Source organism: Sphingobium sp. MI1205, from assembly GCF_001563285.1.
GTDB lineage: Bacteria > Pseudomonadota > Alphaproteobacteria > Sphingomonadales > Sphingomonadaceae > Sphingobium.
In genome coordinates this window covers 1707809-1720099 of record NZ_CP005188.1, presented here as the reverse complement: position 1 = coordinate 1720099, position 12291 = coordinate 1707809, and the positions used below count along the sequence as shown (strand labels likewise).

The 12291-nt window shown below is 60.4% G+C and carries 13 protein-coding genes and 1 tRNA gene; 5 read left to right on the top strand and 9 right to left on the bottom strand.

Features of this window, described 5'->3' with window-relative positions; genetic code table 11:
• Positions 1-44: 44 nt before the first annotated feature.
• The 3 genes from K663_RS08205 to K663_RS08200 all read left to right on the top strand — a co-directional run bounded on the left by K663_RS08205 (position 45) and on the right by K663_RS08200 (position 1462).
• Entirely contained in the window at positions 45-728 is a 684-nt protein-coding gene (locus tag K663_RS08205) for a TetR/AcrR family transcriptional regulator (RefSeq protein ID WP_013846808.1), read from the top strand.
• Positions 729-820: 92 nt separating this feature from the next.
• Positions 821-880, top strand: coding sequence for a hypothetical protein (locus K663_RS25235; RefSeq protein ID WP_119035242.1), 60 nt, complete (start codon positions 821-823; stop codon positions 878-880).
• A 366-nt stretch (positions 881-1246) separates the two neighbouring features.
• Positions 1247-1462: a helix-turn-helix transcriptional regulator gene (locus tag K663_RS08200; protein ID WP_013846807.1), complete on the top strand. Its 216-nt coding sequence runs from the start codon at positions 1247-1249 to the stop codon at positions 1460-1462.
• 288 nt (positions 1463-1750) lie between these two features.
• Here K663_RS08200 and K663_RS08195 read toward each other — a convergent pair.
• From K663_RS08195 to K663_RS08175, 5 genes are all read right to left on the bottom strand, one after another.
• A tRNA-Lys gene (locus K663_RS08195) sits at positions 1751-1826 on the bottom strand.
• 451 nt (positions 1827-2277) lie between these two features.
• On the bottom strand, positions 2278-4332 hold the full coding sequence (gene mrdA, locus K663_RS08190; protein ID WP_062120591.1) for a penicillin-binding protein 2: 2055 nt from the start codon (positions 4330-4332) through the stop codon (positions 2278-2280).
• Entirely contained in the window at positions 4329-4856 is a 528-nt protein-coding gene (mreD, locus tag K663_RS08185; protein WP_062116421.1) for a rod shape-determining protein MreD, read from the bottom strand. The genes mrdA and mreD overlap by 4 nt, the downstream gene beginning before the upstream one ends.
• Positions 4853-5764, bottom strand: coding sequence for a rod shape-determining protein MreC (gene mreC, locus K663_RS08180; RefSeq protein ID WP_062116418.1), 912 nt, complete (start codon positions 5762-5764; stop codon positions 4853-4855). The genes mreD and mreC overlap by 4 nt, the downstream gene beginning before the upstream one ends.
• Positions 5765-5782: 18 nt before the next feature.
• A complete protein-coding gene (locus K663_RS08175; protein WP_007685698.1) occupies positions 5783-6829 on the bottom strand; it encodes a rod shape-determining protein in 1047 nt (348 codons plus the stop codon).
• 160 nt (positions 6830-6989) lie between these two features.
• On the opposite strand from K663_RS08175, the gene mutL reads away from it, so the two are divergent.
• Entirely contained in the window at positions 6990-8777 is a 1788-nt protein-coding gene (mutL, locus tag K663_RS08170; protein WP_062116416.1) for a DNA mismatch repair endonuclease MutL, read from the top strand.
• A 2-nt stretch (positions 8778-8779) separates the two neighbouring features.
• Positions 8780-9328: a hypothetical protein gene (locus tag K663_RS08165; protein WP_062116413.1), complete on the top strand. Its 549-nt coding sequence runs from the start codon at positions 8780-8782 to the stop codon at positions 9326-9328.
• A gap of 2 nt (positions 9329-9330) precedes the next feature.
• Here the strand turns inward: K663_RS08165 and K663_RS08160 are convergent, their stop codons facing one another.
• The 4 genes from K663_RS08160 to K663_RS08145 form a co-directional block, all read right to left on the bottom strand.
• Positions 9331-9795 carry a MaoC family dehydratase gene (locus K663_RS08160; RefSeq protein ID WP_062116411.1) on the bottom strand — a complete coding sequence of 155 codons (465 nt, stop codon included), beginning with the start codon at positions 9793-9795 and terminating at the stop codon, positions 9331-9333.
• 51 nt (positions 9796-9846) lie between these two features.
• Positions 9847-10377 carry a DNA-deoxyinosine glycosylase gene (locus tag K663_RS08155; RefSeq protein ID WP_062116408.1) on the bottom strand — a complete coding sequence of 177 codons (531 nt, stop codon included), beginning with the start codon at positions 10375-10377 and terminating at the stop codon, positions 9847-9849.
• A 3-nt stretch (positions 10378-10380) separates the two neighbouring features.
• Entirely contained in the window at positions 10381-11481 is a 1101-nt protein-coding gene (gene ychF, locus K663_RS08150) for a redox-regulated ATPase YchF (protein ID WP_062116406.1), read from the bottom strand.
• Between the two features lie 69 nt (positions 11482-11550).
• On the bottom strand, positions 11551-12270 hold the full coding sequence (locus tag K663_RS08145; protein WP_083535854.1) for a DUF2490 domain-containing protein: 720 nt from the start codon (positions 12268-12270) through the stop codon (positions 11551-11553).
• Between the last annotated feature and the right edge of the window lie 21 nt (positions 12271-12291).

Here is a 12291-nt window from a genome sequence, read left to right as displayed (position 1 = left end):
ATGTTCGACTTGTCCTACAATCTGATCCGGTTCAAGAGCAAATCATGAATGGCAAACCCCTCCGAGGCCCCCGGTCGGACGGTGCGGCGACCCGCGCGCGCATATTGGAAAGCGCTGGCACATTGTTCGCGTCGCAGGGGCTGGCCTCTACCACGAGCAAGGCGATCGCCGCGAAGGCGGAAGTCGACCTTGCCTCGATCAACTATCATTTCGGCAATCGCGATGGCCTCTACCGGGCCGTGCTGGTCGAGGCGCATCGACGGTTTGTACGGCTTGAGGAACTCGAGCGGATATCTGCAAGCCAGGTGATGCCCGAAGAAAAGCTTGGCACGCTGCTCGATGCCATCGTCGGCCGCCTCGCCGGGCCCTCGCATTGGAGTACTGCCGTGCTGGTTCGGGAACTTGCGGCGCCGTCCGCGCATTTTGCCGTCCTGCGCGACGAGGAAGCGCCGCCCAAGCTTCGCGTCGCGCTGCGGATATTGAGCGACGTGAGCGGGATACCCATCGGCGCGCCGGAACTGCTCTGCTGCCTGATCAGCGTGGCCGCGCCATGCGCCATGCTGCTGATCGCCGGCGATAACCTGCCCGCACCGGGCAGGGACATATTGCGGATCGATCGCCGGGCGCTGGCGGACCATTTGCATCGTTTCGCGCTCGCGGGCCTGAACGCTGCCGGGCAGGACTATCGCGCGCGCCATGAGGAAGACAATGCCCAATTGCCAGCCTGACATTCATCCGCGCCAATCCGGGCGGACAGCCGCATTTGTCTTTGGCTTCGTCTTCCTTCTGAAGGCAGTTCTTCGTCGGCTATGGCGAGAATCTGTTCGACTATGACCGCAATGCGACACGCCTCAGGATCGGCGTGGTATTGGCGCGGTAGCCTTGGCGTCCTAGCCTCGTGTAAGGCTATAAAGCACCGAGAGCCGACAAGTAGGCACTGGATTGCCCAAAAATGCGATCTTGGCCCCTTTGGGGACTTTCCGTGAAATGCTAACCTGACATTGCGTTGTGGTCTCCCCGCGCTGCCCGACGGGTCAGCGATCCATGCACTATTTCAATCAGAATGCTTCTGGCCGAGTGTGGCGCCCTTTTGCACCCTGTGGTCGCTGCATCGTCCGATCATCTCAGAGTTATCGGAAGAGGAGGGGGAAGGGAGAAAGCGCAAGCCGTGGAGAGATCGCTGCCGGTAGCTCCATTTCCCCAATCGCGCCTCTGGAGTCAGCAGACGGTCAGATTGGATGTTACCATGCCTGACCTGCTCGCGTTCTCCGACCTGAAGGCGAAGGGCATTCCTTTCACCCGGCAGCATGTAGCACGCCTGATCAAGCAAGGGCGGTTTCCCGCGCCGATAAAGTTGGGCGTCGGGACAAACCGCTGGATATCGTCCGAAATCGACGACTGGATCGATCTGCGTAAAGCCGATCGCGACGCATTATTGAAAGCGCGTGAGGCACGCGCCTAGGACCGCAGGGGCAATTCGCCCATCGCCAACGGTGTAGAACAGCCTCTGGCTGAACTCCGCGCGTTATCTGAACACGCGAATCGCCCGTACCCGCGGTGCATCCATGCGGGTGCCAGTCATGTCGTGACGGGATGCGGCCCCCGGGCATCAGCTGTGCCGGCACTTTTTTGAACATCCTGGAGCCGCGCATCACATGGAATCTGTAGCGCAGTTTGTAGCGCAAAACGCAAAAAGAGAAAATCACCTTGCGGCGATTTCCTTGCATACTATTGATTTCACTAGAGAATTTGGTGGACGCACTTGGGCTCGAACCAAGGACCCGCTGATTAAGAGTCAGCTGCTCTACCAACTGAGCTATGCGTCCACACTCGCTTCCGGATGATCCCGCTAGGGGCTCGCCGTGGCGTGGGCGGGCAGTTAGCATTGTCCTTTAGCTTTGCAAACAGGAAATTGCCTCACTGCACAAAAATATGGGCGAGGCGCTTTCTGAGCCTCGATTTCGTCACATCTGACTCTGGGCTGTATCGACCAATGGCCATGACGATCCACGGCAACTGCCGCGATGGACGATTACTCGCTGCTCACGGTCAGCTAGATACTGAAGCCAGTCTTTTTACTCGTTTGGGAACAGAAATACAGAAGAAGTTCAGCCGCGAGTTCAGGCGTTCAGGCTTCAGGGCAAGAGCCGTCGGTGTTGGGGTGTCGCTATCGCTCGGGCGGCCTGCGGCCTGGATGTTCACCTGAATGTGTCGTAACAACGAACTCCAACGTCGGCTATATGCTATGCACGCACCAACTGGGGTGCGGGGCGATAGTCAGGGGCTGACGGCTGGAGCGGTTGGAGAAGGGGCTTCGTCAGGGCTATCGGAGGGCGTTGCCACATTGTCTGCCGCATTGGGTGCAATGCTCGGACTGCTCGTTTCGGCTGGTTCCTCTCCCCGCTCGATAGCCTTGGCGAGCCGGAATGCGCCCATTTGCCGCGCAAGTCTCTCTGCGGGCGGGCCGCCCCAATCTTTTTCCAGTGCCTCCAGCTTTTCCATCGCCTTGGCTTGGTCGAACAGGAAGGACATCGTATCACTGGCGATCATGGGCGCGTCTTCGATACGGTTGGTATGGCCGCCATGTTCGATGATGCAGGCGATCGCGTAGTGCGGGTTGTCGAAGGGTGCGAAGCCTTGAAACAAGGCGTGGTCACGCAGTTTGAAGGGTAGCGATGCGTTACCACGCACACCGCCTGCACGCTCCGCCATGGTGATGCGGCGTACCTGCGCCGTACCCGTTTTGCCCGCTATCAGGACGCCCGGGATACTCATCCGCGCCGCGCCACCGGTCCCCCCGCCATTCACGACCGCGCTCATCGCGTCGCGGATGGTCACCAGATGCTCTTCCGGAACTCCCACGGGATCGGGTTGCGCCCTCTCGGCGCCGAAAAGGAAATTAGGCATCAATTGGCGACCGGTGGCCAGACGCGCCGCCATGACCGCCATCTGCAGCGGATTGATCAGCATATAGCCTTGGCCGATGGTCGCGTTCACCGTGTCGTAGACCTGCCATTTCTGGCCATATTTTTTAAGTTTCCACGCTGGATCGGGCACTGTGCCATAGCTTTGACTGGGGAAGGGCAGGGGGAATTTCTGTCCCATGCCCACGCGCCGGGCCATGCTGGCGATGCGGTCCATGCCGATGCGCTGAGCCATCTGATAGAAGTAAATGTCGCAGCTCTGTGCGATGGCGCCCCGCATGTCGAGCGAGCCATGCCCCCGTCTCTTGTGGCAGTGGAACAAAGTGTTGCCGACCCGAATGGCGCCGGGGCAGTTGACGCGATCCGCAGCTGAAATTCCAGCTTCCAGCAGCGCCAGCGCAACCATCGGCTTCACTGTCGAACCCGGGGGATACAAGCCCTGCAGTGTCTTGTTGCGCAGCGGGACATGATCGTCTTTCGACAGCATTTCCCATTCAAGATGGCTGATGCCGTCAGAAAAGCTGTTGGGATCGAAGCTTGGCATTGAGGCCATCGCCAGGACGTCACCATTGCGGCAATCGATAACCACGACCGATCCGCTCTGCGTCGCTAGCCGCCGGCCTGCATATTCCTGCAAACCAGCATCGATCGTCAGCTTGATGGCATTGCCCGGTGTATCGGGCCGGGTTGTCAATTCCCGCACGATCTTGCCGCGCGCAGTCACCTCGACCCGTTTTGCGCCCGGCTTGCCCGTCAGTTCCCGGTCAAAGGACTTCTCCAGTCCGTCCTTGCCGACCTTGAAGCCGGGAGTAATCAGGAGCGGGTCCTTGCGCTCTTCGAAATCCTTGGCGGATGCCGCGCCTACATAGCCCAGCAGATGGCCGACAGTTGCCCCGGCCGGATAATAGCGGGAAAAACCCTGGCTCGGCGCCACGCCTGGCAAGTCGGGTAAACGCACGCTGACGGCCGCGAATTGGTCGTAGGTCAGCTTTTCGGCGACCTGTACGGGGCGGAACCCGGCTGATTTGTCCAGTTCGGTCTTGATTCGGTCCACATCTTCTGGAGCCAAGGTCAGCAATCGGGTCAGGCTACTGATGGTCGCTTCGGGGTCGGTAACGCGTTCCGGGATAAGATCGACGCGAAAATCAGTGCGGTTGTTTGCCAGAGGCTTGCCGTTACGGTCCAGTATCCATCCGCGCCGCGGGGGGATAAGTGTCAGGTTGACGCGATTGCTCTCCGCCAGGACGTTGTACTTCTCGTTCTCTGCAACGCTGATCCATCCCATTCTGCCGATCAGCATCGCGCCGATCCCGGCCTGCAATCCTCCGATCACCATGGCCCGGCGCGTGAAGGTAAAGGACAAGGATGCTTCGGTTACGGCTTTCCGCGGGAGGGTCGTCAGCTTCATGCCATTACGCGCCAGCGATCGATCCGGGCGCATTGCCGCACCACGAAGGGAAAGAGCAGGATCGTCCAAAGCATTTGCGGCGCGACCAGTTTCAGTTTGATGTCCCCTCCGCCTGTGATCCGTGCGAAGAACACTCCGCCGGCAATGCAGAAGATAATTGCGGCCGCCGCAATTAACCAGTCCTGCCGGTAGCTGCGCCATACGATGCGGTGTTCGATGGCATCGATACCTATCAGCGTCATGGTCCACAGAAACATCGCAGAACCTATGGGCTGACCGCTCAGAATGTCATCGAACAGTCCCAGCGGCAGGCCGATCCAGGCACGCCACAGTTCTGGACGTAGCAGCCTCCACGACAGCAGCAGAAGAAGGCCGAAGGGCGGCATGACCGGTGCTTGGGCGATCAGGGGCAATACACTGAACGCCGATCCCAGCATGACCGCGATCACCGGGGTTCCGGCCAGCCGAAAGCGTGAAGGATGGCGGCCGAGCCGGGGAACATGCTGGAGATGCGGATCAATCATTGGACAGTGGCGTTTGTCACCGGCTCCGGGGCGCTTTCCGCCGCGGCCGGTTCATTGCGTGTGACAGCTTCCTCGAACGAGCGTTCGACGACTACTGCATCGACCTTGGACGGGTTGGCCAGCGGTACGCCATAGGCGATCTCGCCCGCCACCCGCACGACAACCGCCACGGGAATGTTTGGCTGGTAGATGCCGCCGACGCCTGAAGTCACCAGAATGTCGCCAGGACTGAAGGGATTGCGACCCGCTGCCAGCGAACGGATTTCCAGCGTTCCGTCGCCCAGCCCGGTAGATATGGCGGGGACGCTGTCGGTTGCCCTGCGGATTGGCACGATGTTGCTGCTATCGGTCAGCAGCAGTACTTCGGCGGTATTGGGGGTTACGCTGTGGATGCGTCCAATCAGTCCTTCGGATGCGCGGACAGGCATTCCCGTTCGCACTCCTTGCCAACGCCCGGCGTTCAAGCGCGCAAAGCGGCGAGGGCTTGAGGAGGATGAGGAAATCAATCGCGCTGTCAGCAAGCTGCTGTCATCCTCGTCAACCAGCTTCAGTAATTTTTTGAGGCGCAGATTCTCCTGCGAAATCGCCTTTGCCTCGATGATGAGGTTGCGATCCGCTTCGACTTGACGGCGAAGTGCGATATTTTGAGATCCTGCACGCCAATATGCGGTCAGCACCTCGTCGAGCGAGCTGATGCCGCTCACCATATTGCGCAGGCCAAGTGAAGCTGGACGCGAGATTTCAGACGTCGCAGTCCTGATTGCCGCAAAGCCGGTAGGATCGAAAATCGCGACGGCCACCAAGAGGAGACCAACGGCAGCCCCCGTGATCGCCACGACATAGCTGGCGAACAGGCTATACTGCGCTTTGCGGTTGTAGCCGGGACGCCGGCTGGGTGGCCGCGCCATGTGGTGGTCTCCCCGACCTTAAGCGGTCTGCAGAACGCCTCGGAAGATCGGATCCTCCATTGCCCGGCCCGTGCCGATCGCAACGCAGGTCAACGGATCTTCGGCGATAGTAACGGGCAGGCCGGTCTCGTCGCGCAGTTCGTCGTCCAAGCCCTTGAGCAGTGCGCCGCCACCGGTCAGGACGATGCCTTGATCGACGATATCGGCGGCCAGTTCTGGAGCGGTGTTTTCCAGTGCGATGCGCACGCCTTCGACGATGGTGCTGATTGGCTCGGCCAGCGCGTCGGCAATCTGGCCCTGATTGATGGAGATTTCCTTCGGAACGCCGTTCACCAGGTCGCGGCCTTTGATGTGAATCGTCTCGCCTACGCCGTCCTCGGGCGGTTGAGCCACCCCGAATTGCTTCTTGATGCGTTCGGCGGTTGCTTCTCCGATGAGGAGGTTGTGGTGGCGACGAACGAAGGACACGATCGCTTCGTCCATTTTGTCGCCGCCCACCCGGACCGAGGTGGTATAGGCCAGCCCCCGCAGCGACAGTACGGCGACTTCGGTCGTGCCGCCCCCGATATCGACGACCATGGAACCAATCGGCTCCGTTACTGGCATGTCGGCGCCGATCGCGGCTGCCATGGGTTCCTCAATCAGGAAAACCTGGCTGGCGCCAGCGTTGCTCGCTGCATCGCGAATCGCGCGGCGTTCGACACTTGTGGAACCTGACGGTACGCAGATGACGATTTCGGGGAAGCGCCAAGGACGAGATTTGCCGCCATGCACCTTGGTGATGAAGTGCTTGATCATCTGCTCGGCGACATCGATGTCCGCGATAACGCCGTCGCGCAAGGGGCGAATGGCCTCAATCGAATCAGGGGTCTTACCCATCATGAGCTTGGCGTCATCGCCCACAGCCTTGACCCGCTTGACGCCATTCAGCGTCTCCACTGCCACTACGGACGGCTCATTCAGGACGATCCCTCGGCCGCGCACGTAGACGACGGTGTTTGCCGTGCCGAGGTCGATAGCCATATCTTGGGAGGAAAGTTTGAAAAGTCGCGAAAAGATCGACATGCGCATTCCTGTTCAGCCCGCCCGTCCCGGCGACGCGAACCGGGGCGTTCGGATGTCCGTGCCACGTTCCGGCGTCCCTGTCATCCTCCCCTGTCAGGAAGTAAAAATTTTCGGGGACAACGGCTCGCGGAAAGCGCTCGCTTGGGCTAGTCACTAATCAATGTCAATACGCCGCCTGCCTGAACATCTGGTCAACCGCATCGCAGCGGGCGAAGTGGTTGAAAGACCCGCCAGCGCGCTCAAGGAAATCGTGGAAAATGCGTTGGATGCCGGAGCTTCGCGTATTTCCATACGCTTGGGCAATGGCGGGCTCGACCGGATCGAGGTGAGCGATGATGGCTGCGGGATGGCTCCGGCGGAAATCGCCCTGGCCCTTGAAAGGCACGCGACCTCGAAATTGCCCGATGATGCAATCGAGAACGTAACGACTCTTGGTTTTCGAGGCGAGGCCTTGCCGTCCATCGCTAGCGTGGCCCGGCTTTCCATCGACAGCAGGCTCCCAGGGCAGGACGGCTGGAATCGTACGATCGATAATGGTGCGCTGCTCTCCGAAGGTCCTGCCGCACTGCCGCCCGGTACGCGCGTCACAGTCGAGCAGCTTTTCGCTCGGGTGCCCGCCCGCCGCAAATTCCTCCGCTCGGCGAAAGCGGAATATGCGGCCTGTCTCGATATTGTGCGTCGCCTTGCCATGGCGCATCCGTCGGTCGCTTTCTCGCTGGAACATGATGGGCGTCGCGCGCTGGGGGTCCAGGCGGACGACGCGCGTGAGGACCGCGTGGCCGCACTTACCGACCGAGCGCTCGCCGAGAACCACGTAATCATTTCATTGGAGCGGGAGGGCATTCGCCTTTCCGGCGTAGCTTCGCTCCCCACCTATAATCGTGGGGTGGGCGATCATCAGTTTCTCTTCGTGAACGGCCGCCCCGTCCGAGACCGTCTACTGGTGGGCGCCGTGCGGGGGGCTTATGCCGACATGCTCGCGCGTGATCGCCATCCGGTGGTGGCGCTGTTTATCGACGTCCCGCCGCTGGAGGTGGATGTGAATGTCCATCCAGCCAAAACCGAAGTGCGGTTCCGCGATCCTGCTCTGATCCGCGGCATGATTGTTTCCGGCTTGCGTCGCGCGTTGGATGCCGAAGGCTTTCGTTCAGTGCAGCAGGCTGACCCCGCCGGACTTTCAGCGTGGAAGGCTGAACCGGTCTCCCCAACGCCAATTGGCCCGCTCCCTATTTTCGAATCGGCCTTCTCGACCACATCGTCCTATGCGTCGCCGTTGGCTTCCCTTGCCGACCGCCGCCCCACTTTTGCTGCGCCACCGCCCCAAGCCCGCGCCGAGCCCGCCGCAGCTTCGGCGCCGGAAAGCGCCAGCTACCCCCTGGGGGTGGCGCGCGGACAGGTCGCCCGCACCTATATCGTCGCCGAGGCGGAGGATGGGCTCGTGATCGTCGATCAACACGCTGCGCATGAGAGGCTGACGCTCGAACGTATGCGCCGGGCCATGGACGGGCAGGGAGTCGCCGCTCAGGCGCTGCTGCTGCCCGAAGTCGTCGAACTTGACGAGCCCGCCTGCGACCGTCTGGAAGCACGGATCGATGAATTGCGCGACTTCGGCCTGGAACTGGAAAGATTCGGTCCTGCGGCGATACTGGTCCGCGCGACCCCTGCGATCCTGGGGCAGGGCGATGTACAAGGCCTCGTCTCTGACCTTGCTGACGACCTTGTCGCCTATGATAGCGCCCTGTCGCTCAAGGAAAGGCTGGACTTGGTCGCCGCCACCATGGCGTGTCACGGCTCCGTGCGCGCTGGACGCGTACTCAGCGTGGCCGAGATGAATGCATTGCTGCGGGAAATGGAAATCACGCCTCGCAGTGGCCAATGCAATCATGGCCGTCCAACTTGGGTAAAGCTTGGCCACGGCGACATAGAAAAGCTTTTCGGAAGGAAGTGACGATGCGCGTAACCGCCTGCCTGCTCGCGCTTTGCCTGACCATAGCTCCAGCCCATGCGCAACCGCAAACCCCTGTACAGTGCCAGGAAGCGCCGCCACTACCCGAGCCATGGACCAGTTGGATGCAGAGTGGGAGGGCGATTGCAGGCGGCGAAGCGGCATCGGCACCGCGATTGATTCTGGGCAAGCCGTCGGTCGCAACACTTCGCCCTATGTCTCAGGTCCAGTTCGCCGCACCTCCAGCCCGGAAGGAGGGGAAAGGTTATGGTGGTCTCTTCTCGTTATCGGTGAAGGTGCCTGCCCGCATCGGGATTGGGCTGTCCGAGCCGGCATGGGTTGACCTGGTTACCGAGCGAACAGTCCAGTCATCGGTCGATCATGGCCAAGGCCCGGAATGTTCGAGCATTGCGAAGATTCTATGGTTCGATCTGTCGCCGGGGCTGCACATTATCCAGATCGCAAATGCCAGCGCGCGCGCCATTCGTATCATGGCTGCCGACGCACAGGCCAACCAGCCGCTGGCGCAGACAGATGCCAACCACCACAAATGATCTCAGTTGGGGCGCGTCCGGAACAGGGTGATCGGTATCATCGTCATCACCGGTTGATCTCTCTGATTGACCATCGTGACTCGGGAACGCACTACGCCCATCTCCGGCCGGGTGCGCGACGCCTTGGTCTCGATCACTTCGGACGTTCCGCGCAGCGTATCGCCCGGTCGAACCGGCTTTAGCCAGCGAAGCTCATCGACGCCGATCGCGCCGAGGCTCGCTTCCTGACGCCCCGGCACTCTTTGCATTTCGGCGACGAACATCTTCATGAACAGTGCGGTGGTTTGCCAGCCACTCGCGGAAAGGCTGCCGAAATGGGTCGCTGCAGCTTCATCGTCGGATAAGTGGAAGGGTTGCGGATCATATTCGGCAGCAAAGGCGATGATTTCTTCACGGCTGATCGTGAGCGGGCTGAAATGGATCGTGTCGCCCACGGCAACATCTTCGAAATAGACGACATCGCTCATAATAGCGGCTCCCTTAAACAGGCCCAGCCTTAGGATTGCTTTACGTTTACGTCAACCGTGCGTATCGACCCATTGACGCAGTGCTCGCCAGGCTTGCGCCTTCTTCTCGCGCGACAGCATCGCGTAAGCGCCACTGGAGGAGGGCAGGTCGATGAGGGCCAGGCCCTGCGATAGCCCGATTTGACGACGACCATGAAGTGCCGCGGTTTTGCCGTTGAATGCAACTGCTTCCAATTTCGGCAAGCGGCTTACAAATGCCGTAAGGTCCCGTAATTCGGCGCCGCGTATGGCACTGTCGAGACTGCCTTCCCGATCGGCGCTCTCGATAACATCCCATAGCCCGATGGCCCGCGCCCTCAACCGCTTCAGTCGTAGAGCATAGGGCAGGGCGCGCAGATCTTCGTCCAGAACATCGCCCATTAGTGACCAGAAGGCGTTCCCACGATGCGCGTAATATTCGCCCTGACGTATCGACGCATCGCCGGGCAGGCTGCCAAGGATCAGCAGCCGGGTGCCTTCATCAACACTAGGGGGAAAGGCGGCCTTGCGCTGCGCAGGTATTTGGCCGGGGCGCAGCGCCATGGATCAGACGTTGAATCGGAACAGCATGATATCGCCGTCCTGAGTCACGTAATCCTTGCCTTCGGACCGCCATTTCCCGGCTTCCTTGGCACCTGCCTCGCCACTGAATTGGACATAGTCGGCATATGCCATGGTTTCGGCTCGGATGAAGCCCTTCTCGAAATCGGTGTGAATCGCGCCCGCCGCCTGCGGTGCCTTCGATCCCTTGGTCACCGTCCAAGCCCGGGCCTCCTTGGGGCCAACGGTGAAGAAGGTAATCAGGCCCAGCAACTCGTACCCGGCCCGGATGATCCGCGCCAGACCCGCTTCCTTCAGACCCAGCGCCTCCAGATATTCAGCGCGTTCCTCGACCGGCATGGTGATGAGTTCCGCCTCGATCGCGGCCGATACGATTACAGCCTTGGCTCCTTCCGTTGCAGCCTTTTCGAACACACGCGCCGAATGAGCATTGCCCTCTGCCGCTGCATCTTCCTCGACATTGCACACGTAGAGGACGGGCTTGGCCGTCAGTAGCTGAGCCTGACGGAAGATCCGTTCTTCTTCATCATCGCCGGGCTGCGTCAATCGGGCAGGCTTGCCGTCACGCAGCAGGTCCAGCGCCTTGCCCAGCACTGACGCGGCGGCTTTCGCCTCCTTGTCGCCCTGCGCGGCCTTCTTCGCAAAGTTCGGAACCCGCTTTTCAAGACTTTCCAGGTCTGCCAGCATCAATTCGGTTTCGACCGTCTCGGCATCGGCGATCGGATCTACCTTGCCCTCGACATGGGTGATGTCGTCATCCTCGAAACAGCGCAGCACGTGGACTATAGCATCGACTTCACGGATGTTGGCCAGGAACTGGTTGCCCAGCCCTTCGCCTTTTGACGCGCCCCGGACCAACCCCGCGATATCGACAAAGGCCAACTGTGTTTCGATGATCTTCGCCGATCCGCCGATTTTCGCGATGGTCTGAAGCCGCTCGTCTGGCACTGCGACCTGGCCGACATTGGGCTCGATCGTGCAGAAGGGATAGTTCGCCGCCTGCGCTGCCTGCGTTTCGGTCAGTGCATTGAACAGGGTGGACTTGCCCACATTTGGAAGCCCGACGATACCGCAACGAAAACCCATGGATCAGCCTTCACGTCATTATGATGGGCGCGCCGATAGCCTGTTCCGCGTTCGAAGGCCAGCCTGCGCTCAGTGTCGGAAGAAGAGCGTGACCGCCGCGATATGGTTCATCCGCTTGGCGCCGCTGCCTTGGTCGATATATTGGTTTAGATAGCCGATTTCGGCCGTCGATGTGCCCATCAGCTTGATTTCCGTGCCGATGAAGCTGCGTAGCTGGTCAAATCGCGCCTTTTGCCCCCAATCGGTACGGTTGAGCGCGATGAATCCTTCAGCATAGACAAGCGCATTGACTGTGCTGCTCTTGGCCGTCAGCGCCTTTTCATACCGCAGCATCTCACGAAGCCGCCATCCCATGTCGCTGCCGTCGGATCGCCAGCGTTGCTCAAGCCGCGTTCGTGATGACAGTTCGCCCTTCCACGGCTTGCCGATGGTCCAGTTGACCTGCTGGAAACTTCGTTCTTCATTGATGTCGCGTCCGTCCTTTGTCGGCAGTATCACATGGGCATATCCTTGATAGATCGAGAGATTTGAGGAGATTTTCCAGCCGATCGCTCCTCTAAGCAGGGTCTGGTCAGCTTGGGAAACGCCCTGCCCAATGCGCGGTTGGACTTCCGCGAAGTAGATGAGGTCGCGCGATACCGGCCCCATCGCGGTCAGGTTCATCCAGAACTGTTCATCCTCGGTGGTCGCTGCGGCTGCCGGAGCCGGCTTCAGGGCAAACAATACCCCCGTAGTCCAGGCAAGTGTGCAGGCGACAACGAAGGCGCGGCATAATCGAAAGCTGTGCATGACGCGCCCTTAGGTGCGAGC